The organism is Streptomyces sp. TRD_SC_5, assembly GCF_056836825.1.
In genome coordinates this window covers 861,456-883,764 of the sequence record NZ_JBWZZS010000001.1, presented here as the reverse complement: position 1 = coordinate 883,764, position 22,309 = coordinate 861,456, and the positions used below count along the sequence as shown (strand labels likewise).

Annotated in this window: 21 protein-coding genes and 1 riboswitch; of the genes, 16 read left to right on the top strand and 5 right to left on the bottom strand. The window is 68.7% G+C overall.

The genetic code is table 11. The features are described from left to right. Positions 1-112 precede the first annotated feature (112 nt). The 10 genes from clsA (at position 113) to AC1P0E_RS04120 (ending at position 10,126) form a co-directional block, all read left to right on the top strand. Positions 113-721: a cardiolipin synthase ClsA gene (gene clsA, locus AC1P0E_RS04165; RefSeq protein ID WP_482740793.1), complete on the top strand. Its 609-nt coding sequence runs from the start codon at positions 113-115 to the stop codon at positions 719-721. A 117-nt stretch (positions 722-838) separates the two neighbouring features. Continuing rightward, the gene (locus tag AC1P0E_RS04160; protein ID WP_482740792.1) at positions 839-3,334 is read left to right on the top strand and encodes a sugar phosphate nucleotidyltransferase; all 2,496 of its coding nucleotides are present in this window, start codon (positions 839-841) and stop codon (positions 3,332-3,334) included. A 97-nt stretch (positions 3,335-3,431) separates the two neighbouring features. Further along, positions 3,432-4,352 (top strand): DUF881 domain-containing protein, encoded by a 921-nt coding sequence (locus AC1P0E_RS04155; RefSeq protein ID WP_482740791.1) that lies wholly within the window; start codon positions 3,432-3,434, stop codon positions 4,350-4,352. Continuing rightward, complete coding sequence (locus AC1P0E_RS04150; protein ID WP_023543062.1) at positions 4,349-4,681, top strand: small basic family protein; 333 nt, start codon at positions 4,349-4,351, stop codon at positions 4,679-4,681. Before AC1P0E_RS04155 ends, AC1P0E_RS04150 begins: the two co-directional genes overlap by 4 nt. Positions 4,682-4,686: 5 nt before the next feature. Beyond that, positions 4,687-5,493: a DUF881 domain-containing protein gene (locus tag AC1P0E_RS04145; RefSeq protein WP_482740790.1), complete on the top strand. Its 807-nt coding sequence runs from the start codon at positions 4,687-4,689 to the stop codon at positions 5,491-5,493. A gap of 82 nt (positions 5,494-5,575) precedes the next feature. After that, positions 5,576-6,529 carry an FHA domain-containing protein gene (locus AC1P0E_RS04140; RefSeq protein WP_482745644.1) on the top strand — a complete coding sequence of 318 codons (954 nt, stop codon included), beginning with the start codon at positions 5,576-5,578 and terminating at the stop codon, positions 6,527-6,529. A gap of 17 nt (positions 6,530-6,546) precedes the next feature. Further along, positions 6,547-7,290, top strand: a complete 744-nt coding sequence (ftsR, locus tag AC1P0E_RS04135; RefSeq protein ID WP_482740789.1) for a transcriptional regulator FtsR — start codon at positions 6,547-6,549, stop codon at positions 7,288-7,290. Between the two features lie 53 nt (positions 7,291-7,343). Then, positions 7,344-7,817: a bifunctional nuclease family protein gene (locus AC1P0E_RS04130; protein WP_006123076.1), complete on the top strand. Its 474-nt coding sequence runs from the start codon at positions 7,344-7,346 to the stop codon at positions 7,815-7,817. A 167-nt stretch (positions 7,818-7,984) separates the two neighbouring features. Beyond that, entirely contained in the window at positions 7,985-8,605 is a 621-nt protein-coding gene (locus tag AC1P0E_RS04125; RefSeq protein WP_482740788.1) for a MerR family transcriptional regulator, read from the top strand. Positions 8,606-8,674: 69 nt separating this feature from the next. After that, the gene (locus AC1P0E_RS04120) at positions 8,675-10,126 is read left to right on the top strand and encodes a DNA polymerase IV (protein ID WP_482740787.1); all 1,452 of its coding nucleotides are present in this window, start codon (positions 8,675-8,677) and stop codon (positions 10,124-10,126) included. Here the strand turns inward: AC1P0E_RS04120 and AC1P0E_RS04115 are convergent. After that, entirely contained in the window at positions 10,054-10,419 is a 366-nt protein-coding gene (locus tag AC1P0E_RS04115) for a PRC-barrel domain-containing protein (RefSeq protein ID WP_482740786.1), read from the bottom strand. The genes AC1P0E_RS04120 and AC1P0E_RS04115 overlap by 73 nt on opposite strands. 122 nt (positions 10,420-10,541) lie before the next feature. Then, a riboswitch (glycine riboswitch) is annotated at positions 10,542-10,638 on the top strand. A gap of 236 nt (positions 10,639-10,874) precedes the next feature. On the opposite strand from AC1P0E_RS04115, the gene gcvP reads away from it, so the two are divergent. After that, positions 10,875-13,760, top strand: coding sequence for an aminomethyl-transferring glycine dehydrogenase (gcvP, locus tag AC1P0E_RS04110; protein WP_482740785.1), 2,886 nt, complete (start codon positions 10,875-10,877; stop codon positions 13,758-13,760). 121 nt (positions 13,761-13,881) lie between these two features. On the opposite strand, the gene AC1P0E_RS04105 is transcribed toward gcvP, so the two are convergent. Together AC1P0E_RS04105 and AC1P0E_RS04100 are read right to left on the bottom strand one after the other, a co-directional pair. Next, entirely contained in the window at positions 13,882-14,079 is a 198-nt protein-coding gene (locus AC1P0E_RS04105; RefSeq protein ID WP_285439539.1) for a DUF5999 family protein, read from the bottom strand. 325 nt (positions 14,080-14,404) lie between these two features. Then, positions 14,405-15,007 (bottom strand): hypothetical protein, encoded by a 603-nt coding sequence (locus AC1P0E_RS04100; RefSeq protein ID WP_482740784.1) that lies wholly within the window; start codon positions 15,005-15,007, stop codon positions 14,405-14,407. A 495-nt stretch (positions 15,008-15,502) separates the two neighbouring features. On the opposite strand from AC1P0E_RS04100, the gene AC1P0E_RS04095 reads away from it, so the two are divergent. Continuing rightward, positions 15,503-17,011, top strand: coding sequence for a glutamate-cysteine ligase family protein (locus tag AC1P0E_RS04095; RefSeq protein WP_482740783.1), 1,509 nt, complete (start codon positions 15,503-15,505; stop codon positions 17,009-17,011). 388 nt (positions 17,012-17,399) lie between these two features. Further along, positions 17,400-18,185 carry a CPBP family intramembrane glutamic endopeptidase gene (locus tag AC1P0E_RS04090; RefSeq protein ID WP_482740782.1) on the top strand — a complete coding sequence of 262 codons (786 nt, stop codon included), beginning with the start codon at positions 17,400-17,402 and terminating at the stop codon, positions 18,183-18,185. Positions 18,186-18,275: 90 nt separating this feature from the next. Here AC1P0E_RS04090 and AC1P0E_RS04085 read toward each other — a convergent pair whose 3' ends face one another. Then, the gene (locus AC1P0E_RS04085) at positions 18,276-19,091 is read right to left on the bottom strand and encodes a PhzF family phenazine biosynthesis protein (RefSeq protein WP_482740781.1); all 816 of its coding nucleotides are present in this window, start codon (positions 19,089-19,091) and stop codon (positions 18,276-18,278) included. Positions 19,092-19,230: 139 nt separating this feature from the next. Here AC1P0E_RS04085 and AC1P0E_RS04080 point away from each other — a divergent pair, with 139 nt between their 5' ends. Further along, entirely contained in the window at positions 19,231-19,818 is a 588-nt protein-coding gene (locus tag AC1P0E_RS04080) for a PadR family transcriptional regulator (protein WP_482740780.1), read from the top strand. 96 nt (positions 19,819-19,914) lie between these two features. On the opposite strand, the gene AC1P0E_RS04075 is transcribed toward AC1P0E_RS04080, so the two are convergent. Next, positions 19,915-20,343, bottom strand: a complete 429-nt coding sequence (locus AC1P0E_RS04075; protein WP_482740779.1) for a type II toxin-antitoxin system Rv0910 family toxin — start codon at positions 20,341-20,343, stop codon at positions 19,915-19,917. 245 nt (positions 20,344-20,588) lie between these two features. Between AC1P0E_RS04075 and AC1P0E_RS04070 the strand changes: the two genes are divergently transcribed. Continuing rightward, a complete protein-coding gene (locus AC1P0E_RS04070) occupies positions 20,589-21,143 on the top strand; it encodes a peptidase (protein WP_482740778.1) in 555 nt (184 codons plus the stop codon). A gap of 40 nt (positions 21,144-21,183) precedes the next feature. Further along, on the top strand, positions 21,184-22,203 hold the full coding sequence (locus AC1P0E_RS04065; RefSeq protein WP_482740777.1) for an EamA family transporter: 1,020 nt from the start codon (positions 21,184-21,186) through the stop codon (positions 22,201-22,203). The last annotated feature ends 106 nt before the right edge of the window (positions 22,204-22,309 follow it).

The following is a 22,309-nucleotide window of genomic DNA, read 5'->3' as shown; positions in this document are numbered from 1 at the left end:
GTGCGGGGCTTTTCTGCGTTCCGGGTCCTTCTGTACCCCTGTGTGCCTGGTGCGGAGGCTGAGGGTAGGGTCAGGGGGCATCATTGGCACCGTTCCCACAGGAGGCCCCCGGGTGGAGGTCCAGGAGACCCGCGTTCAGACGGACCGGGTACTCACCATCCCGAACATCCTCAGCATGGCTCGTCTCGCCGGCGTGCCTTTGTTTCTGTGGCTGATTCTCCTGCCTGTGTTCGGTGGGCCCAAGAGCGACGGCTGGGCGTTGCTGGTGTTGATGCTCAGTGGCATCAGCGACTATCTCGACGGAAAGCTTGCCCGCCGCTGGAACCAGATCAGCAAGCTCGGGCGGCTGCTCGACCCTGCGGCCGACCGGCTGTACATCCTTTCCACCTTGCTCGGCCTCACCTGGCGGGAGATCCTGCCGCTGTGGCTCACCGCTGCCCTTTTGGCGCGTGAGCTGATGCTTCTGGTGATGGTGGGCATCCTCCGCAAGCACGGCTATCCACCGCCCCAGGTGAACTTCCTGGGGAAGGCTGCCACCTTCAACCTCATGTATGCCTTCCCGTTGCTGCTTCTCAGTGACGGAAACGGGTGGTTGTCGTCACTGGCTGCTATTTTCGGATGGGCGTTCGCCGGATGGGGTACAACTCTGTATTGGTGGGCAGGAATCCTTTACGTGGTCCAGGTCCGCCGGCTGGTGAAGGCGGAGACCACGGCCGATTGAGCCTGCCGAATGCGGCACTGTCCCGGCGCCCGATTGTTTGCGCATGATGCCTCTCGGGCAGCCCCGGACGGGCGAAGTCGGCTAGACCGTCGTCTCTTCGAGGAGGACTTTTCCGACATGAAGGCCGTCGTGATGGCTGGTGGCGAGGGCACCCGCCTTCGCCCCATGACCTCGAGCATGCCCAAGCCGCTCCTGCCGGTGGCCAACCGGCCGATCATGGAGCACGTGCTACGGCTGCTCAAGCGGCATGGGCTCAGTGAAACCGTCGTAACCGTGCAGTTTCTGGCCTCGCTCGTCAAGAACTATTTCGGTGACGGCGAAGAGCTCGGAATGGAGCTCACCTATGCCAATGAGGAGAAGCCACTCGGCACTGCGGGCAGCGTAAAGAATGCCGAGGAGGCGCTGAAGGACGATGCCTTCCTTGTCATCTCCGGCGATGCCCTCACAGACTTCGACCTCACTGATCTGATCAGATTCCACAAGGAGAAGGGCGCGCTGGTCACGGTGTGCCTGACCCGGGTGCCGAACCCTCTGGAGTTCGGCATCACGATCGTGGATGAAGCAGGAAAGGTCGAACGGTTCCTGGAGAAGCCCACTTGGGGGCAAGTCTTCTCGGACACCGTGAATACGGGCATCTATGTGATGGAGCCCGAGGTGTTCGACTATGTGGAAGCCGACGTCTCTGTCGACTGGTCCGGCGATGTCTTCCCTCAGTTGATGAAGGAAGGCAAGCCGATCTACGGCTACATCGCCGAGGGCTACTGGGAGGACGTCGGCACGCACGAGAGCTACGTCAAGGCGCAGGCCGACGTGCTCGAGGGCAAGGTCGACGTGGATCTCGACGGTTTCGAGATCTCTCCCGGTGTGTGGGTGGCCGAAGGCGCGGAGGTGCACCCGGACGCGGTGCTGCGCGGGCCCCTCTACATCGGTGACTACGCCAAGATCGAGGCCGGCGTGGAGCTGCGTGAGCACACGGTCGTGGGCTCCAATGTCGTCATCAAGAGCGGGGCGTTCCTCCACCGGGCCGTCGTGCACGACAACGTCTACATCGGGCAGCACAGCAACCTGCGCGGCTGCGTGATCGGCAAGAACACCGACATCATGCGTGCTGCGCGGATCGAGGACGGCGCCGTCATCGGGGACGAGTGCCTCGTCGGTGAGGAATCGATTGTTCAGGGCAACGTACGGGTCTACCCCTTCAAGACCATCGAGGCCGGCGCTTTCGTCAACACCTCGGTGATCTGGGAGTCGCGGGGTCAGGCACATCTCTTCGGTGCGCGTGGGGTCTCCGGGATTCTGAACGTGGAGATCACTCCGGAGCTGGCGGTGCGCCTCGCGGGTGCCTATGCCACGACTCTCAAGAAGGGCGCGACGGTCACCACCGCGCGTGACCACTCGCGTGGCGCGCGTGCGCTGAAGCGGGCGGTTATTTCGGCGCTGCAGACGAGCGCGATCGACGTACGCGACCTGGAGAACGTGCCGCTGCCCGTGGCACGGCAGCAGACGGCGCGGGGCAGTGCCGGCGGCATCATGATCCGTACGACCCCCGGTGTGCCGGACTCCGTCGACATCATGTTCTTCGACGAGCGGGGAGCGGACCTGTCGCAGGGCGGGCAGCGGAAGCTGGACCGGGTGTTCGCGCGGCAGGAGTACCGGCGGGCCTTCCCCGGTGAGATCGGCGACCTGCACTTCCCGGCCAGCGTCTTCGACTCGTACACCGGGTCACTGCTGCGGAACCTGGACGTCACGGGTATTGCCGACTCGGGGCTCAAGGTCGTTGTCGACGCTTCCAACGGAAGCGCCGGTCTTGTGCTGCCGAGCCTTCTCGGGCGGCTCGGGGTCGACGCGCTGACCATCAATCCCGGGCTCGATGAGTCCCGGCCCACCGAGACGATCGATTCGCGCCGTTCCGGCCTGGTGCGGCTCGGTGAGATGGTCGCTTCGGCGCGGGCCGCCTTCGGAGTGCGGTTCGACCCGGTGGGTGAGCGGCTGTCGCTCGTGGACGAGCGCGGCCGGATCATCGAGGACGACCGGGCGCTGCTGGTGATGTTGGACCTCGTCGCTGCGGAACGGCGCAGTGGGCGGGTGGCGCTGCCGGTGACCACCACCAGGATCGCCGAGCAGGTCGCGGCGTACCACGGAACGCAGGTGGAGTGGACGACCACCTCACCGGACGACCTGACACGGGTCGGCCGTGAGGAGTCCACCATCTTCGGTGGTGACGGGCGCGGCGGGTTCATCATTCCCGAGTTCAGCAGTGTCTTCGACGGCGCCGCCGCCTTTGTGCGGCTGATCGGTCTGGTGGCCAGGACACAGCTCACGCTGAGCCAGATCGACGCGCGCATACCGCGAGCCCATGTGTTGAAACGTGATCTGGCCACGCCGTGGGCGGTGAAGGGTCTCGTCATGCGTCGCGTGGTCGAGGCCGCCGGAGACCGGTTCGTGGACACGACCGACGGTGTGCGCGTGGTGGAGACGGATGGGCGATGGGTGATGGTGCTGCCCGACCCGGCGGAGGCTGTCACTCATCTGTGGGCCGAGGGGCCCGATGACGATTCGGCCCAGGCGCTGCTCGACGAGTGGTCCGCGGTCGTGGACAGCGCAGGTCACTGAGGTGTGACCGGTGTGCCGGACAGGGTGTGGCAACGCCGTCCGGCACACCGGTGGGGCCATTCGGCGGTAGCTGCTGCGACGTGCGACGATGTGCGGCATGTCGCAGCAGTCCCCTGATCGGAGTACCTCTCCGCAACCTCGGCGCCCCGACGCGTCCATGTCGCTGCTGACCAATGTGATGGACCACAGCCTCGACGACGGGTACGCGGAGGCGACCGCCCGGCGGAAGGCCGACGGCAGCGCGGGCATGCCGCGCACGCTGCGCGCGAAGCTCGGGCTGGCGGCCGGCCTGGTGCTGGCCGCCCTGATCGTCACCGTGGGTGCGGCGCAGGCGCGGATAGAGGCGCCGGTGATCGCCAAGGAGCGCGAAGAGCTCATCGACCGGGTGGAGGCCGAGACATCGGCGGCCGACAAGCTGGAGCAGGATGTCGACAAGCTGAGGGCCGACGTGGGAGAGCGTCAGCGCAAGGCGCTTCAGCAGCACGGTGGGGACCAGGGCGGGCTGGTGGCTCTGCTTTCCGGTGCGACGCCGGTGCAGGGGCGGGGTGTGAAGCTCGTCGTCGACGATGCGAAGGACACCGATGAGGGCGGCGGTGGGCCGCGGGAGAGCACGAGCTTCTCCGACACCGGCCGACTGCGGGACCGGGACATGCAGCGGGTTGTGAACGGCCTGTGGTCCTCGGGCGCCGAGGCGGTGGCCATCAACGGGCAGCGGCTGACATCTCTGTCGGCGATCCGGGCGGCCGGTGACGCCATACTGGTCGACAACAGGCCGCTGGTGCCTCCGTATACGGTGCTGGCGGTGGGGGACGGGCAGCGGCTGAGCACCGCTTTTCAGGACAGTGCCGATGGCCGGTACCTGCATGTCCTGCAGGAGAGTTACGGCATCAGGACGAGCATTTCCGCTCAGGAGCAGGTCCGGCTTCCCGCCGCGCCGAGCCTGATCGTACGTACAGCAGAGCCGCTGGTCGCGGGCGCCGGGCAGGCCGCGGCCAACACAGGGAAGGGCACATCGTGATCGCCGTACTGGGCCTCGTCGTGGGAGTCGTGGTCGGACTGTTGGTCCGGCCCGAGGTTCCGGCGGTGGTCGAGCCGTATCTGCCGATTGCTGTCGTGGCGGCGCTCGACGCGGTCTTCGGTGGTCTGCGGGCCATGCTCGACGGCATCTTCGTCGACAAGGTCTTCGTCGTCTCCTTCCTCTCCAATGTCGTGGTGGCGGCGCTGATCGTGTTTCTGGGTGACAAGTTGGGTGTCGGTGCGCAGCTGTCCACGGGTGTGGTCGTGGTGTTCGGCATCCGGATCTTCTCCAACGCGGCGGCGATTCGCCGTCACGTGTTCCGGGCGTGAGGCAGATGAGCACAGAAGACAACCCTCAGCGCGACAACCCTCAGCGCGACGAAGAAGCAGCGCAGGCTCAGGAGTGGCCGGCGCAGCGGTCGTCGACGGGGCGTCAGCGACTGCTTGCCGGGCTCTGGCCGCCGCGTGTCACGCGGGCGCAGCTGATCGTCGCGCTGCTGCTGTTCGTGCTCGGGCTCGGACTCGCCATTCAGGTCAGGTCGAACAGCGACGACAGCGCTCTGCGGGGAGCGCGCCAGGAGGACCTGGTGCGCATCCTCGACGAGCTGGACGATCGTACGCAGCGCCTCGAGGACGAGAAGCAGAAGCTCGACGATCAGAAGACCGAGCTGGAGAACAGCTCCGACCAGGCAGAAGAGGCGCGCAAGCAAACGCTGGAGAAGGAGCGTCAGCTCGGTGTGCTGGCCGGCACCGTGGCGGCGCAGGGCCCCGGAATCAAGATGACGATCACGGACCCGCACTCCACGGTCGAGGCCGACATGCTGCTGGACGCGATCCAGGAACTGCGGGCGGCGGGCGCGGAAGCGATCCAGATCAATGACGTGAGGGTCGTTGCGGACACGTACTTCCAGAACAGCGGCGGCGGTATCCAGGTGGACGGGAAGAAGGTCGCCGCGCCGTACCGCTTCGAAGTGATCGGCAAGCCGCAGGACCTGGAGCCGGCGCTCAACATCCCTGGCGGCGTTGTCCAGACGCTGGAGGAGGAGCGGGCCGTCGCCACCGTCACCCGCTCCGACAAGATCGTCGTGGATGCCTTGCGACCGGCGAAGCAGCCTGACTACGCTCAGTCGTCACCCCAGTGAGGCGGGGGCGCATGGGGGCACCGGGACAAGGGCATGAGGTTGCGGGGGGTCGGCGCACCGAAGGCGTGGTGCGTGGTGGAAACTGTTTGGTGGATACGGACGTTGTGAAGATGTCCGGTTCGGCAGGTGTGTTCATTCAGGGTTCGTCCTGCCCCACGGGCGGGTCTGTTTCAGTCAAGGGGAATCGCCCGTGAAGTTGTTTGCGAAGTTGTTCGGCAAGAGTGCACGCGAGGACGGTGCGAACAGTGCTGCGCGCCACCGTGCGCCGCGTGGTGGAGAAGCTGACGAGCAGGGTGGCGAGCGTCCGCTGTTCCGGGACGAGGTCGCTGGTCCGGGCGGAGACATTTCGGGTGGACCGGGCGCGTCGTCTGTTGACCCGGCTGGTCCCGGCCGCATAGGTTTCGGGGAATCAGCCTCAAGTACGGGTGGAGAGTTTGGCTCCGACCCGTACGCATCCCATGCCCCCCAGGGGCAGCCGCGGCAGGAGGATCCGTCCATGTCGGCCTTGCCGGTTTGTACGAGGTGCGGGCACCGCAACGCCGAGGCCAGTCGTTTCTGTTCCAACTGTGGAGCGCCGTTGCGGGCCGGAGTGGCCGCCGAGCGTCCTTCGGAGACGACGTCGACGATCTCCATCTCCGGGCTCGAGGCGTACGAGGCTGAGGCGACAGGACAGACCGCCGCTCCCTCGCTCTCGCCGGAGGCCCAGGCCGCCGTCGATGCCCTTCCGCTGGGTGCGGCGCTGCTCGTGGTGCGTCGCGGCCCGAATTCCGGCAGCCGCTTCCTCCTGGACGGCGAGCTGACTACGGCCGGCAGGCACCCGCAGAGCGACATCTTCCTGGACGACGTGACTGTCTCGCGTCGGCATGTCGAGTTCCGACGGGGTGCGGACGGCGGATTCACCGTCTCTGATGTCGGCAGTCTCAATGGCACCTATGTCAACCGTGAGCGGATCGACTCGGTCCCGCTGTCGAACGGTGACGAGGTGCAGATCGGTAAGTACCGGCTGGTCTTCTACGCGAGCCAGCGGGCCATCTGACCCGTACGGGAAGGTCCATGCAGCGAACACCGACGGGCGGTGCCGGAAACGGCACCGCCACCGCGGGCGACCGGCTGGTGAGTATTGGCACCGTGCTGAACCTGCTGCGAGACGAGTTTCCCGAAGTCACCATCTCCAAGATCCGATTTCTGGAGACCGAGGGACTCGTCGAACCGCAGCGGACGGCCTCCGGCTACCGCAAATTCAGCCCCGACCATGTCGAGCGGCTGGCCCAGGTGCTGCGTATGCAGCGCGATCACTACCTCCCGCTCAAGGTCATTCGCGAGCACCTCGACGCGCTGGAGCGCGGTGAGCAGGTGCGGCTTCCGGCTGCCGGCGGGACGGGCGAACCGAACGACGGCGCGCCCGAGACCGGGGCGGAGCGCCGGACCGCGGCCAGGATCGGACGGGACGCGCTTCTGGCGGCCACAGAGGTCGGCGACGAGGAGCTCGACGTCTGGGAGTCGTACGGCTTGATCTCGCCCCTGCCGGGTGGCGGTTACGACGCCGAAGTCGTCACGGTGGCCAAGCTTGTCGCCGAATTTGGCCGGTTCGGTCTGGAGCCCCGCCATTTGCGAGCGGTGAAAGCCGGGGCCGATCGCGAAGCCGGTCTGGTCGAACAGATCGTCGCACCACTGCGGCGGCACCGGAATCCGCAGACCAGAGCCCATGCGGAGGCGACGGCCAAGGAACTCGCCGAGCTGTCCGTCAAGCTCCATTCGGCCCTCATTCAGGCAGCCCTCGGCGTGCGGCTGCACTGAGCTCGGGGGATCCCGACTACCCAAACCTGCCAGGCACGTCCTAGGGTTGCTGTGTGAACGAGCTCGACGTCGTAGGTGTCCGGGTAGAAATGCCCTCGAACCAACCGATCGTGCTCCTGCGTGAAGTGGGAGGCGATCGGTACCTCCCCATCTGGATCGGACCGGGGGAGGCGACCGCGATCGCCTTCGCCCAGCAGGGGATGGCCCCTGCCAGGCCGCTGACCCACGACCTCTTCAAGGATGTACTCGAAGCGGTCGGCCAGGAGCTCACCGAAGTCCGCATCACCGACCTGCGGGAAGGGGTCTTCTACGCCGAGCTGGTCTTTGCCAGTGGAGTCGAAGTGAGTGCGAGGCCGTCGGACGCCATAGCGCTGGCGCTGCGCACCGGAACGCCGATCTACGGCAGTGACGGGGTGCTGGACGACGCGGGGATCGCGATTCCTGACGAGCAGGAGGACGAGGTGGAGAAGTTCCGCGAGTTCCTCGACCAGATCTCTCCCGAGGACTTCGGGACCAACAGCCAGTGAGCCGCGCGCCAGGGGCTTTTCGCGCATTCGAGTAGCCTTTCCCCGAAGTGGGGCACGGGAAACCACTCTCAGGGTGATTATCACTCGGCGTGCCGAGTGTGGCGATCGTTGACGCACCCCGGGTGACTGCCTACCGTCGACAGGGCAGGTCAAGGACGGAGGTCGGCGTGAGAAGCAGCGGCGACGGTACGGTGGCGGGCGGGCCGTATCCGCTTCACGGCAGTGCGGTCGACCCTCTGGCGGGGCGGCAGGGCGTGACGTCGGCCATGGGCGGGACGACACCGGCCGACAGTACGGAGAGCATCGGGTACCGGGGGCCGACCGCGTGCGCGGCGGCGGGGATCACCTACCGGCAGCTCGACTACTGGGCGCGGACGGGCCTGGTGGAGCCGAGCGTGCGGCCCGCCTACGGGTCGGGCACGCAACGCCTCTACAGCTTCCGCGATGTCGTCGTGCTCAAGATCGTCAAGCGATTCCTGGACACCGGTGTCGCGCTGCAGAACATCCGCGCCGCCGTCCAGCATCTGCGAGCCCGCGGTTTCCAGGATCTCGAGCGGATGACGCTCATGAGCGACGGCGCGACGGTGTACGAGTGCTCGTCTCCCGACGAGGTTGTCGCGCTGCTCCAGGGCGGCCAGGGCGTCTTCGGGATCGCCGTGGGCGTGGTCTGGCGGGACGTGGAGAGCGCGCTGTCCCAGCTGCACGGCGAGCGCGTCGACACGGGCGAGACCCTGGTCGGCCACAACCCCACCGACGAGCTCGCGCGGCGCCGCAACAAGGCAGGCTGAGCCGGCGGTCCGGCCTCCCGCCGCGCCGCCGGCCGCCGATTGTCAGTGCCGTACGGCAGCATCGGTGGTGTGAGATCCGCGCCGACCATCCTGCATCTGGACATGGATGCCTTCTACGCCGCCGCAGAGCAGGCAGCGAAGCCGAGTCTGCGCGGAAAGCCGGTGGTGGTCGGCGGTATCGGGACGCGCGGGGTCGTCGCCACCGCGTCGTACGAAGCCAGGCGTTTCGGGGTGCATTCCGCGATGCCGGTCGCCCAGGCGCGGCGACTGTGCCCGAATGCGGCCTATCTCATGCCGCGCTTCGCCCTTTACCGGTCGGTCAGCGAACAGGTCATGGAGCTGCTCGGGCGGCTTTCGCCACTGGTGGAGCCGCTGAGCCTGGACGAGGCCTTCGTCGACCTGGAGGCGGGCGGGGTGGCCGACGACTCCGCCTCGGCCCGCAGGGCCGGAGAGCTGCTGCGGGCGGACATCAGAGCCGTCACGGGGCTCACGGGGTCCGTCGGTCTCGCGGGGTCCAAGATGCTGGCGAAGATCGCCTCGGAGCAGGCCAAGCCGGACGGGCTGGTGCTCATCGAGCCGGGGACCGAGCGGGAGCTGCTGGGGCCCATGCCGGTGCGGATTCTGCCCGGGGTCGGGCCTGCCACCGGGGAGCATCTGCGACGGGCGGGGATGACGACGGTCGCCGATCTGGCGGAGGCGGGGGAGGACGAGCTTGTACGGCTGCTGGGGAAGGCGCACGGGGTCTCGCTGTACTGGATGGCTGTCGGGCACGACGACCGGCCCGTAGTGGCCGAGCGGGACGCGAAATCGGTGTCGGTCGAGGACACCTTCGAGGTCGACCTGCACGACAGGACCCGGGTCCGCAACGAGGTGGTGCGGCTGTCCGACCGGTGCGTTCAGCGGTTGAGGGCGGCCGGGCGCTCGGGCCGGACCGTCGTACTGAAGGTGCGCAGGTACGACTTCTCGACCCTGACGCGCTCCGAGACGCTGCGCGGACCGACGGACGATCCCGCGGTGGTGCGGGAGGCCGCGGGGCGGCTGCTGGAGTCGGTGGACACGACGGGTGGGGTGCGGCTGCTGGGCGTGGGGGTCACCGGCCTCGCGGACTACACACAGGAAGATCTCTTCGCCCAGGCGGCGGGTGAGCGCGCCGAGGCACAGGACGCGGACGGGGCGGAGGAAGCGGGGAAGCCGGCCACGGGCAGTGGCGAGCCGGTGCCCGTGCCCGAGCCGCCAGCGGAGCGCCGGTGGCTGGCCGGGCAGGACGTGCGGCACACCGAGTACGGGGCGGGGTGGGTGCAGGGCAGCGGCCTCGGGCGGGTGACGGTGCGGTTCGAGGAGCCGACCTCGCCGCCCGGGAGGGTGCGGACCTTCAAGGTGGACGATCCGGGTCTGACGCCGTCGGATCCGCTCCCGCTGGTGAGGGCGCCGGCGGATCGGGACGGGGATCAGGCGGGGTCGTCGCCGGCCAGCCGCCCGAAGTCGCGGTCGGGCGCGGGAGAGGAGATGTCGAGCCCGTAGTGGTGGTAGAGCTGCAGTTCCTGCTCGGGGGAGAGATGGCGGCCCACGCCGAAGTCGGGGGCGTCCCGGATCAGGGCGCGGTCGTACGGCACGCGGAGGGAGTCGTCGACGACCTTGCTCGGCTCCAGGGGGACGAAGGCGTCCCGGCTGAAGAGGCCGGTGCGTACCGCAGCCCATTCGGGCACACCGGTGGCGTCGTCGAGGTACACCTCGTCCACCGTTCCGATCTTGGTGCCGTTGCGGTCGAATGCCTTGCGGCCGATCAGGCTGCGCGGATCGATGTCGGTCTGCACGGTCCCTCCAACTGATCGCAGCTGCTCCGTAATCCCGTAAAGCATACGAAAGTGCACAACTGTGGACTCGGCCACTCGAGGGATCCACGACGGGCCTCGCTGGTAGGCTGGCCAATGGCTGCTGACCCCGTGCGGGAGAGTCTCCGGTGAACATGCCGGAGGCGCCGAAGGAGCAAATCCTCCCCGGAATCTCTCAGGCACCCGTACCGCACGGACGAGGTCACTCTGGAAAGCAGGGTGGGCGTCGGACGGGCATGTGCTTGATGAAGAGCACAGCACCTGTTGCGGATCCCTTCCTCACCGACGGTGAAAGCCGGAACGACCCTCGACGTCAGCGACGTCCGGACGGTCCTCCGGTGAAGCTCTCAGGTTGAGATGACAGAGGGGGAGGCCGTCCGGGTACCCGTGCCGTGGTGCCCCTCGCAGGTCGCGTCAGACCAGGAGGCCTTCCGCAGATGACCGCAAACCGCATTCCGCTCTCACAGCTTGAGCGTGGCATCCCCTTCGAGCAGCGCCACATCGGGCCCGATGCCGAAGCTCAGGCCAAGATGCTCGCCCAGGTCGGTTACGGCTCGCTCGACGAGCTGACCGCGGCCGCGGTGCCGGACGTCATCAAGAGCGCCGAGGCGCTCGGGCTGCCCGACGGGCGTACCGAGGCCGAAGTGCTGGCCGAGCTGCGTACGCTCGCCGACCGTAACCGGGTGCTCGCCCCGATGATCGGCCTCGGTTACTACGGCACCTTCACGCCGCCGGTGATCCTTCGCAACGTCATGGAGAACCCGGCCTGGTACACGGCGTACACGCCCTACCAGCCGGAGATCTCGCAGGGCCGCCTGGAGGCGCTGCTCAACTTCCAGACGATGGTCGCCGATCTGACCGGTCTGCCGACCTCGGGCGCCTCGCTGCTCGACGAGGGCACCGCCGCAGCCGAGGCGATGTCGCTCGCGCGCCGCGTCGGCAAGGTCAAGAACGGCGTCTTCCTGATCGACTCCGACACGCTGCCGCAGACCGTGGCCGTCATCCAGACGCGCGCGGAGCCGACCGGTGTCGAGGTCGTCGTCGCCGATCTGTCCGACGGCATTCCGGCCGAGGTGGCCGAGCGCGGTGTCTTCGGCGTGCTGCTCCAGTACCCGGGTGCGTCGGGCGCTGTGCGGGACATCAAGGCCGTCATCGAGCAGGCGCACGAGCTCGGGGCCATCGTCACCGTCGCCGCGGATCTGCTGGCGCTGACGCTGCTGACCTCGCCCGGTGAGCTCGGCGCGGACATCGCTGTGGGTACCACCCAGCGCTTCGGTGTGCCGATGGGCTTCGGAGGCCCGCACGCCGGGTTCATGGCCGTACGCGAGAAGTTCGCGCGCAGCCTGCCCGGGCGGCTCGTCGGCGTCTCCGTCGACGCGGACGGCAACAAGGCGTACCGGCTGGCGCTCCAGACGCGTGAGCAGCACATCCGCCGGGAGAAGGCCACCAGCAATATCTGTACGGCGCAGGTGCTGCTTGCCGTGATGGCCGGCATGTACGCCGTCTACCACGGTCCGGACGGGCTGCGCGGCATCGCGCTCCGCACGCACCGGTACGCGACGCTGCTCGCGGAGGGGCTGCGCGCCGGTGGCGTCGAGGTCGTCCACGGCACGTACTTCGACACGCTGACCGTGCGCGTTCCGGGCAAGGCGGCCGATGCTGTCGCCGCTGCCCGTGAGGGCGGGGTCAACCTGTACCAGGTTGACGCCGACCACGTTTCCGTCGCCTGTGACGAGACCACGGCCCGTGCACAGATCTCCGCGGTCTGGGCAGCCTTCGGGGTCGACGCCGACATCGAGGCGCTCGACGCGAAGGTGGCCGACGCGCTTCCCGAGGGGCTGCTGCGGAGTGACGAGGTGCTTACGCACCCCGTCTTCCACCAGCACCGCTCCGAGACCGCGATGCTGCGCTACCTGCGCAAGCTCGCCGACCGCGACTACGCGCTCGACCGCGGCATGATCCCGCTCGGCTCGTGCACGATGAAGCTGAACGCGACCACCGAGATGGAGCCGGTCACCTGGCCCGAATTCGGGGCGGTCCACCCCTTCGCGCCGGTCGAGCAGGCGCAGGGGTACCTGACGCTCATTCACGAGCTGGAGGAGCGCCTGGCCGAGGTCACCGGGTACGACGCGGTGTCCATCCAGCCCAACGCCGGTTCGCAGGGCGAGCTCGCCGGCCTGCTGGCGGTCCGGGCGTACCACCGTGCAAATGGTGACGACCAGCGCACCGTGTGCCTGATTCCGTCGTCGGCCCACGGGACGAACGCGGCGAGCGCCGTGATGGCCGGCATGAAGGTCGTCGTCGTCAAGACCCGCGAGGACGGCGAGGTCGACGTCGAGGACCTGCACGCCAAGATCGAGCAGTACCGCGACGAGCTGTCGGTGCTGATGATCACCTACCCGTCCACCCACGGGGTGTTCGAGGAGCACGTCGCCGACATCTGCGCGACGGTGCACGAGGCGGGCGGCCAGGTGTACGTCGACGGCGCCAACCTCAACGCGCTGGTCGGGCTGGCCAAGCCCGGCAAGTTCGGCGGGGACGTGTCCCACCTGAACCTGCACAAGACGTTCTGCATCCCGCACGGCGGCGGCGGCCCCGGCGTCGGCCCGGTCGGCGTACGGGCACACCTCGCGCCGTACCTGCCGAACCACCCGCTCCAGCCGACGGCCGGTCCCGAGACGGGCGTGGGGCCCATCTCGGCCGCTCCGTGGGGCTCGGCGGGCATTCTGCCGATCTCGTGGGCGTACGTCCGTCTGATGGGCGGCGAGGGGCTCAAGCGGGCGACGCAGGTCGCCGTGCTCGCGGCGAACTACATCGCCAAGCGCCTGGAGCCGCACTACCCCGTGCTCTACACCGGTCCGAACGGTCTGGTGGCGCACGAGGCCATCGTCGACCTGCGGCCGCTGTCGAAGGCGACGGGCGTCAGTGTGGACGACATCGCCAAGCGGCTCATCGACTACGGCTTCCACGCGCCCACCATGTCGTTCCCGGTGGCCGGAACGCTGATGATCGAGCCGACCGAGAGCGAGGACCTGGCCGAGATCGACAGGTTCTGCGACACGATGATCGCTATTCGCGGCGAGATCGAGAAGGTCGCGTCCGGCGAGTGGCCCGCGGACGACAACCCGCTGTGCAACGCGCCGCACACGGCGGCCGCGCTGGGCGGCGAGTGGGAGCACGCGTACAGCCGTGAGGTGGCGGTCTTCCCGGCCGGCGTCTCGGCCGCGGACAAGTACTGGCCGCCGGTGCGCCGGATCGACGGTGCGTTCGGTGACCGTAACCTCGTCTGCTCGTGCCCGCCGCTGGACGAGTACGACAACTGACGGAAGCGACAAGCGTCCCAGGGGCGCGGACATGCGTCGGGGCCGGCCCGGAGGATTCCTCCGGGCCGGCCCCTCGTCGTAGCGGCGAACAGGTGTGTACGCCTGTCGCGGCGGGCAGGCCCTAGGCGGCCCTGACCACGTCGAGTGGGCGGTGCGGAGCGATGATCTGGCCGTCCGGCAGCAGCTCACCGGTGTCCTCGAAGACGAGAACTCCGTTGCACAGCAGGCTCCAGCCCTGCTCCGGGTGGTGCGCCACAAGAAGGGCGGCCTCCCGGTCGGCGGATTCGGCAGTCGGGCAGGCTGGCTGGTGCTGGCACATGGAAGGGTTCTTTCGCTGCGTTGTGGTGAGTGTCCTGCGGCTCGATGCGGTGTTCATGGCCGCCCCCCGTATCAGTCGGTCCGGTCCCAGTGTTGCCCCACGGGCGTCGTTCCGCAGGGATTTCACGGCAGCTCTCCTTACTGATTAATGACGCGTCACTCGTGCGGACGGTTCAGCTCAACCGGGGTGCCTCTTCGGGTGGTTCGGAGTGGCCGATACGGGCTAGTCCGGATGGGGGGCGTGCGAGCGGCACTGTGCCCCGTGGCCGGGACGGGCACGGGGCACAGTTGACGCGCAGGGCACCCGCGAACGCGGGCTGCCGCCGTCAGGCGGGCTGGCTGAGGAGCGGGACGGTCGCCGGTGGCGTGAGCCGGTGGGTGAGCAGCGACAGCAGGTCGGCGACCCGGTGCGGGCGGTGCGAGGCGATGCCGGGCGGTGCCGGCGCCAGTGGTACGAGCAAGTCCGTCGGCAGCGGCATCGTCTCGGCGGCGTCGGCGCCGGCTTCCGGGCCGTCGTGCAGCCACAGGGTGAGCATGTAGAGCTCCGGTACGGACAACAGACGTGGCTGGTAGTGCTTCGTCATCGCCTCGGCCTGGCGCAGCGCGAGCTCGCTGGAGGCGATGTACGGGCCCTCACAGAAGTGGGAGAAGGCCCAGCCGTCGGGGGTGAGCATGGTGTCGGCGGCGGCCACCGTACGGTCGCCGCTTCGGATGAGGAACCGCCAGCCGGTAAGCCGGCTGCGCGGCGGCCTGCCTGACGGCATGATCCCGTCCAGTACGTGGAGGGGGAGTGGGAACTCGGGGCGCAGGGGCCCCTGCGCCGTACGGAGGGCCGGCAGACGGGCCTCGCGGACGGCAGAGGGGGAACCGAGTGCCGCGAGGACGCTGCGCAGGGCGGGCGCGGGAGCCGGGGGGACAAGCAGCGGCATGGTGGGTCGCCTCTCACTTGGGAGACACGGTGGTGCGTGGGTGTGCGTGGGCGGTGCGGACGGCGCTGTCTGCGTTCCGGGGTCAGAGGGGGGCCGTACAGCGATGGCCGGGCGCCAACTCTCTGCCTCGTCTGCGGAGTTTATACGAGCCGTGTTCACGCGGTGTTTCTGCTAGCTGTCGACGGCATTGCGGGCAAGGACGTATCCGGACCTTTTCCCGCGGAGAATCCACCCATTTATCTGGGGCGCAGCCCTGTGGCCTGGAAAGTCCCGGCGCCAGCGGTAGGCCGAAACTCGTCGGCTTTTTTCACCAGCGGGCGCCGGGTGGAATCTGCTTTCTGCCGCATGCCGAGTGAATGTGCCACTGAAGCCCCGCAAGGAGGGTACTCGGTCATTGGTGGTCGCGGGGCGTTACGGATCGGCCCGTCTGGGCATCATCGATCGTGACGTGAGTACCCGATGCTGTGAGCCGCCCGCTCGAGGAGGGATGCTTCGATGGGGGAGAAGGTCGTGGCAGGCGGGTTCGACCTGTCGGACCGGCAGAGGTACCGGAGGAAACTCCAGCAGTGCCTCGAGGGGCTGGGGCGACTGCTGGCGGAGAATCGCTTCGACCGTCCCAAGAACTTCATGGGACTGGAGATCGAGCTCAATCTCGCCGGGGCCGACGGTATGCCGATGATGATGAACGCGGAGGTGCTCGAGCGGATCGCCAGCCGGGATTTCCAGACCGAACTCGGCATGTTCAATCTGGAAGTAAATATCGTTCCGCACCGGCTGGGCGGCAGAGTTCTCGATCAGCTGGCGGAGGAACTGCGCACCGGTCTGGGATATGCCCACAGGAAAGCGAAAGAAGTCGAAGCGGGCATCGTGATGATCGGAATTCTGCCGACGCTCGGACGTCATGACCTGGTCTCGGGGAATCTCTCCGACGTCGACCGCTATCAGCTGCTCAATGATCAGATCGTCGCCGCGCGAGGTGAGGACTTCACCCTCGACATCACCGGAGTGGAGCGTCTGACCTGCACCTTCGCCTCCATCGCGCCCGAAGCTGCCTGTACGTCGGTCCAGTTGCACCTCCAGGTCACGCCGGGCCGGTTCGCGGATGTGTGGAACGCGGCGCAGGCGGTCGCGGGGGTGCAGATCGCACTGGGTGCCAATTCGCCGTTCCTCTTCGGCCGCGAGCTGTGGCGCGAGTCGCGGCCGCCCCTCTTCCAGCAGGCCACCGACACCCGCCCGCCGGAGCTGCAGGCCCAGGGCGTACGGCCCAGGACGTGGTTCGGCGAGCGGTGGGTCGAATCGGCGTACGAGCTCTTCGAGGAGAACCTGCGGTACTTCCCGGCCCTCCTGCCGATTTGCGACGACGAGGACCCGCTGCTCGTGCTCGACGACGGCGGGGTGCCGCGGCTCCAGGAGCTCGTGCTGCACAACGGGACGGTCTACCGCTGGAACCGGCCCGTGTACGGGCTGGCCGACGGCGTGCCGCATCTGCGGGTGGAGAACAGGGTGCTGCCGGCGGGGCCGACGGTGACGGACGTGATGGCCAACGCGGCCTTCTACTACGGGCTGGTCCGGGCTCTCGCCGAGGACGCGCGGCCGGTGTGGAAGCGGATGCCTTTCGAGGCGGCGGAGGAGAACTTCGACACCGCCTGCCGGTATGGCATCGACGCGGACATCATCTGGCCGAAGCCGGGCCGAGCCAACGGGACGGCGCGGGTGCCCGCCGTCAAGCTCGTACGCGACGAACTGCTGCCGCTGGCCGCGGCCGGGCTCGACGCCTGGGGCATCGAGCCGGCCGACCGCGACTTCTACCTCGGTGTCATCGAGCAGCGGTGCAAGCGGCGCGTGAACGGTGCTTCCTGGCAGGTGGACACGTACCACCGGGCCGTGGACGCCGGTCTGGAGCGCGAAGCCGCGCTGGCCGCCATGACCCGCCGCTACAGCGAGCTGATGCACCAGGGCGATCCGGTGCACACCTGGCCGGTGGGATTCCCGGGGCGGGCGTGAGGCGACGCCGCACACGAGGGAGCGGGGCCTGATCAGGCGCCCCGGCCCGCCTCCGTGGTGACCCGCAGGATGGCGGCGTGGACGTCGGCCGGCTTCAGACGGACGGCGCAGTCCGAGCAGGAACCGGAGAGGGGCAGAGGTCTCCCCGGGCCGCGAGCGCCGTGCCCGCTGCGACGCTCAGGACGGGCATGATGGCGACGGCGGGCGTACGACGGTGAGCGCATGGGCCGCCGGCCTGGTGCCTGTGCCGCCGGGCCTGGTGCCGTCGTTCGCTTCCTCGTCGGGCAAGCTGTGACGTCCCATGACCGTGGAGCCCCTCCTGGCGGGGCGGACTTGGGGTTGAGGCGAAATTGCCGAACTGGAGGCTGGTGTGCAGGACGCGCGGCGGGTGGCCGAGTTTCCTCCCGGGCCGGGGGTGACGCGGCAGACTTTGCGGGCCGAAGTCCTGATCGTGCTCGCGCTCTCGCTGGGGGCGAGCGGGGTGGCGTCCCTGATCAGGTTTGTCGGAGCTGTCACGAAACCGGGTGGGCTCAGGGACCAGGCGGCGAATCTCAACACGTCCGATACGCCCGGGCGGCCGTGGTTGGATCTCGCCTGGCAGCTGTTCGGCATCACATCGGCGCTGGTGCCTGTCGCGCTCGTCGCGTACCTGCTGATGCGGGAGGGGGCGGGGCTGCGCGCGATCGGGTTCGACCGTACGCGGCCATGGCCGGACCTGGGGCGGGGCACGCTGATCGCGGCGGGCATCGGAAGTGCCGGGCTGGCTTTCTATCTCGTCGCCGTCGAGTCGGGTTTCAACCTGACGGTGGTGCCCGAATCGCTGCCGCCGGTGTGGTGGAAGTTCCCTGTACTGATTCTCTCCGCGATGCAGAACTCCGTACTGGAGGAAGTCCTCGTCGTCGGGTATCTGCTGCGCAGGCTCGACCAGTTGGGGTGGTCGCCGACGGCGTCTTTGGTGGCGAGCTCGGTGCTGCGCGGCTCGTACCACCTGTACCAGGGGATCGGCGGATTCATCGGCAACATGGTGATGGGCGTCGTCTTCGTGCTGCTGTACCGGCGCTGGGGGCGGGTGGGGCCGTTGGTGGTGGCGCACACGCTGCTCGATGTGGGGGCGTTCGTGGGGTACGCGCTGCTGGCGGGCAAGGCGGGGTGGCTGCCGACCCTCGAGGACTGAGGACTGAGGACTCAGGGGTGAGTGGTGAGGGGTGAGTGGGGGCGTACGGAAGGTCCGTACGCCCCCGTCTTGTTGTCGTCCCGGCAGTTGTCAGGCGAGCAGCTCGCCGTCGATGACGGTGAAGGCGCCGCCGGTCAGCAGGGTGCGGTCACCGCGGAGTGTTGTGGCGACGAGGCCTGAGCGGGCTGAGGCCTGGAGGCCGGTCAGTTCGTCGCGGCCCAGGCGGGACGACCAGAACGGGGCGAGGGCTGTGTGCGCGCTGCCTGTCACCGGGTCCTCGTCGATGCCGAGCTGGGGGAAGAAGCAGCGCGAGACGAAGTCGTAGCCGCCGGAGGGGTCTTCGGCGGCGGCCGTGGCGATGATGCCGCGCTTGGAGTGGGCCACGAGGCCGGGGAAGTCGGGAGTGAGCGCGCGTACGGTCTGCTCGTCGGCCAGCTCGACCAGCAGGTCGCCGATGTGCGGTCCGGTGTCGTGGGCCGAGAGGACCTTCGCGCCCAGGGCTTCGCTCACGCCGTCGGGGACCGGGGTCGCGGTGAGCGGCGCGGTCGGGAAGTCGAGGGTGAAGGCGCCGTTGTCCTGCGGGGTGGTCGTGAGGATGCCGCAGAGCGCTGCGAAGCGCACGGTGCCTGCCGTGGCGCCCGTGGAGTGCAGGACGTGGGCCGTGGCCAGGGTGGCGTGGCCGCACATGGCGACCTCGGCAGTGGGGGTGAACCAGCGCAGCGCCCAGTCCGCATCGCCGCCTGGGGGCAGCCGGTGGGCGAAGGCGGTCTCGGAGAGGTTCACCTCGGTGGCCACCTGCTGGAGCCAGGCGTCGTCGGGGAACGCGTCGGTGTCCAGCAGCAGCACTCCGGCCGGATTGCCGGCGAAGGGGCGGTCGGTGAAGGCGTCGACGATTCGAATGCGCATGGACATGAACGTAGGGGAGGGGCAAAGCCGCAGGCCAAGGCCAATTTCGGGTGAGTGGACTCGTTAGTGCTTGTCGGGCGAGCTATTCCGATATATCGTTGGTGTATCGCGACAGATCAACGATGGAAGGAGCGTAGTGATGCGTTCACATGGACATGGGGACTGCGGGCCCGGCCATCACGGTCGGGGTGACTTCGAGGGGCGGCGCGCCGCCTTCGGTCCTTTCGGGCCCCCGTTCGGCGGGCCGTGGGGCGGTGGCGGGCGTGGTCGGGGCGGACCCAGGGGCAGGGCGCGGCGCGGCGACGTGCGCGCGTCGATCCTGGCGCTGCTGGCCGACCGGCCCATGCACGGTTACGAGATGATCCAGGAGATCGGCGAGCGCAGCGGCGGGGCCTGGCGCCCCAGCCCCGGCTCGGTCTACCCGACGCTCCAGTTGCTCGAGGACGAAGGTCTGATCGTCAGTGAGAGCGAGGGCGGCAAGAAGCTGTTCACGCTCACCGACGCCGGGAATACCGAGGCCGAGGCGGGGCCACAGGCTCCGTGGGAGGAAGCGGGACGCGGGGTCGACTGGGAGGCCATGAACGAGGTCCGTCAGGCCGGATTCGGGCTGATGGAGGCGTTCGGGCAGGTCTGGAAGACCGGCTCCGCCGAGCAGCGGCAGAAGGCTCTCGCCGTGATCAACGAGACCCGCAAGAAGCTCTATCTGATCCTTGCCGACGAGGACTGAGGCGGCAGGGACAGCAGGAACGGGAGTGACGGTCGGCGCTCCGCGGACACCGCGGGGCGCCGGCCCGCGTCCGGTGACTCGGGTGGTTCAGGTGGCTCAAACGACCAGGCCGTCGAGCTTGCGCAGCGACTCGCTCAGGGCGGCGCCCGCCGAGTCCTTCAGCTTGCCGGCCATCAGCGAGACGGCGGCGCCGGTGAACTCCCCGTCGATGCGCACCCGGGTGCCGTCGCCTTCGGGCGTGAGGGAGTAGCGCATGGCGAGGCTGACGCCCATCGGGCCCTTCCCTCTGGTCGCGAGCAGCCTGGCCGGCTCCAGCTCTTCGACCGTCCACATGACCTCCGCGGGGAAGCCCATGAGCTTCATGTTCTCCTCGTACGTCGCCGAGACCTCGAGCACCGCGGGGCCGCCATTCGGGAAGCTGGTGTGGGTCGCGTTCCACTCGGCGTACGAGGTGAAGTCCGTCAGTTGCGCCCAGATCTTCTCCGCCGGTGCCCCGATGTGTGCCTCCGCGCTGGCTTCGGCCATGCGACCACCCCTTCTCGTCGGCTGTCGTCGGCTGTCGCCGGTTGTGTGTCGCGGAACGTAGCCGGGCGTGGCGGAACATTCAATACTGATGAAGCGTCAGTCCTGTTGGGGTTCGGGTTGCCCCGATATCCCTGATCTCATCCGTAAGGAGGAGAACCCGGGCGGGGTTGCCCAACTTCGGTGGGATGCGTGAATGCTCCCCGGCGGGGATGTTCGCGCCGACGGCGGCTGATGAGGTGGGAGGTGTGCAAAGCCGTACCCCGCGGGTCCCCCAGCAGCCCGCTCCTCACCGTGCAGACATCGAAGCCAGGCTCACCGCGGAGCTCGCCTCCGTGGTCGCGGGTGCCCGCAGGCGGGCGCTGCGGGACGGGGACCGGCAGATCGACACCGCGCATCTGCTGCACTCGGTGATCGAGACCGACCCGGAGGTGAGGGCGGTGTTCGACGGTGGCCCGCCGCAGGTCGCCAGGGTGCTCGGCTATCTCGTACAGCGCAGCATCGGTTACGGGCTGCGCTGGCAGGGCGCCGTGGAGGATTCGGGCAGAGTGCCGGTCGTTCCGGTCGGGTCCGTCAAGCCGGACCCGGTGGGCGTGGCGGGCTGGTCGCCCGCCGCTGTCACGGCCATGGAGGGCGCTCTGGGGCGCGCCGCGGCGCGCGGCGACCAGCGTGCCTGCGGGCTCGACCTGCTCGCCGCACTCGCGGCGGATCCCGACTGCCGGGCGGTCGAAGTGCTGCGGCGCGGCGGGGTGGAGACGGAGCTGCTGGCCGGGCGCGTCGACGACGTGTCTCGACAGGCGTAACAGTGATGAAGCTCCTGACCGCAACTGGCATGATGTGCCGATGCAAGCGTCTCAGGGGAGGAGCGCCGGCCTGGGACTTGCCCTGGCATCGGCGTTCGCATTCGGTGGTTCAGGTGTCGCGGCCAAGCCGCTGATCGAAGCGGGGCTCGACCCGCTGCACGTGGTGTGGCTGCGGGTGGCGGGCGCCGCTCTCGTCATGCTGCCGGTGGCCTGGCGCCACCGCGATCTGCTGCGGCGCAAACCCGCCCTGCTCGCCGGTTTCGGTCTGCTCGCGGTCGCCGGTGTCCAGGCCTTCTACTTCGCCTCGCTGTCCCGGATCCCGGTCGGTGTCGCCCTGCTCATCGAATATCTCGCTCCGGCGCTGGTGCTCGGCTGGGTCAGGTTCGTACAGCGCAGGCCGGTGACGCGCGCCGCCGCGGTGGGCGTTGTGCTGGCCGTCGGGGGCCTGGCTTGCGTCGTCGAGGTGTGGGCGGGGCTGAGCTTCGACGCCCTCGGGCTGCTGTTCGCGCTGGGTGCGGCCTGCTGTCAGGTGGGTTACTTCGTCCTGTCGGACCAGGGCAGCGCCGGCGAGGACGCGGCCGATCCGCTCGGCGTCATCGCGTACGGTCTGCTCATTGGCGCCGGGGTGCTGACCGTCGTGGCGCGCCCCTGGGGCATGGACTGGGCGTTGATCGCGGGGACCGCGGAGATGGGCGGTGCGGATGTGCCGGCCGCGCTGCTGCTCGGCTGGATCGTGCTGATCGCCACCGTCGTCGCGTACGTCACGGGTGTGGTGTCGGTCCGCAAGTTGTCGCCGCAGGTCGCCGGCGTGGTGGCCTGCCTGGAGGCGGTCATCGCGACCGTACTGGCGTGGGTGCTGCTGCGGGAGCACCTGTCCGCGCCGCAGATCGTCGGTGGGGCTGTGGTGCTCATCGGTGCCTTCATCGCGCAGTCGTCGGCGCCCAAGGCGGCTCCTGGCGGGCCTGTCGCGGGAGGTCCGGCGGTGGCGGGCGGGGTGGCCGCCGACGCCGATCTCCAGCACGTGGATAAGGAGTTGTCCGCGGGGCAGAACGCGCCATAGGGTGACGATCATGCATCTGACTGTGCTTCCGCCTCCCGCCGCGTAACGCGGGCGGCATTGCCGAAGACGAAGACCGGGCTCGGGCAGTCCCCGAGCGGTTCGTCGC

Excerpts from the sequence above, each read along its gene's own strand:
- AC1P0E_RS04100 (WP_482740784.1), bottom strand. The coding sequence starts at position 15,007 with ATGCCGCTGCTTGTCCCCCCGGCTCCCGCGCCCGCCCTGCGCAGCGTC.
- AC1P0E_RS04095 (WP_482740783.1), top strand. The coding sequence starts at position 15,503 with ATGGGGGAGAAGGTCGTGGCAGGCGGGTTCGACCTGTCGGACCGGCAG.
- AC1P0E_RS04155 (WP_482740791.1), top strand. The coding sequence starts at position 3,432 with ATGTCGCAGCAGTCCCCTGATCGGAGTACCTCTCCGCAACCTCGGCGC.
- AC1P0E_RS04160 (WP_482740792.1), top strand. The coding sequence starts at position 839 with ATGAAGGCCGTCGTGATGGCTGGTGGCGAGGGCACCCGCCTTCGCCCC.
- AC1P0E_RS04145 (WP_482740790.1), top strand. The coding sequence starts at position 4,687 with ATGAGCACAGAAGACAACCCTCAGCGCGACAACCCTCAGCGCGACGAA.
- gcvP (WP_482740785.1), top strand. The coding sequence starts at position 10,875 with ATGACCGCAAACCGCATTCCGCTCTCACAGCTTGAGCGTGGCATCCCC.
- AC1P0E_RS04085 (WP_482740781.1), bottom strand. The coding sequence starts at position 19,091 with ATGCGCATTCGAATCGTCGACGCCTTCACCGACCGCCCCTTCGCCGGC.
- ftsR (WP_482740789.1), top strand. The coding sequence starts at position 6,547 with ATGCAGCGAACACCGACGGGCGGTGCCGGAAACGGCACCGCCACCGCG.
- AC1P0E_RS04075 (WP_482740779.1), bottom strand. The coding sequence starts at position 20,343 with ATGGCCGAAGCCAGCGCGGAGGCACACATCGGGGCACCGGCGGAGAAG.
- AC1P0E_RS04065 (WP_482740777.1), top strand. The coding sequence starts at position 21,184 with ATGCAAGCGTCTCAGGGGAGGAGCGCCGGCCTGGGACTTGCCCTGGCA.
- AC1P0E_RS04105 (WP_285439539.1), bottom strand. The coding sequence starts at position 14,079 with ATGTGCCAGCACCAGCCAGCCTGCCCGACTGCCGAATCCGCCGACCGG.
- AC1P0E_RS04080 (WP_482740780.1), top strand. The coding sequence starts at position 19,231 with ATGCGTTCACATGGACATGGGGACTGCGGGCCCGGCCATCACGGTCGG.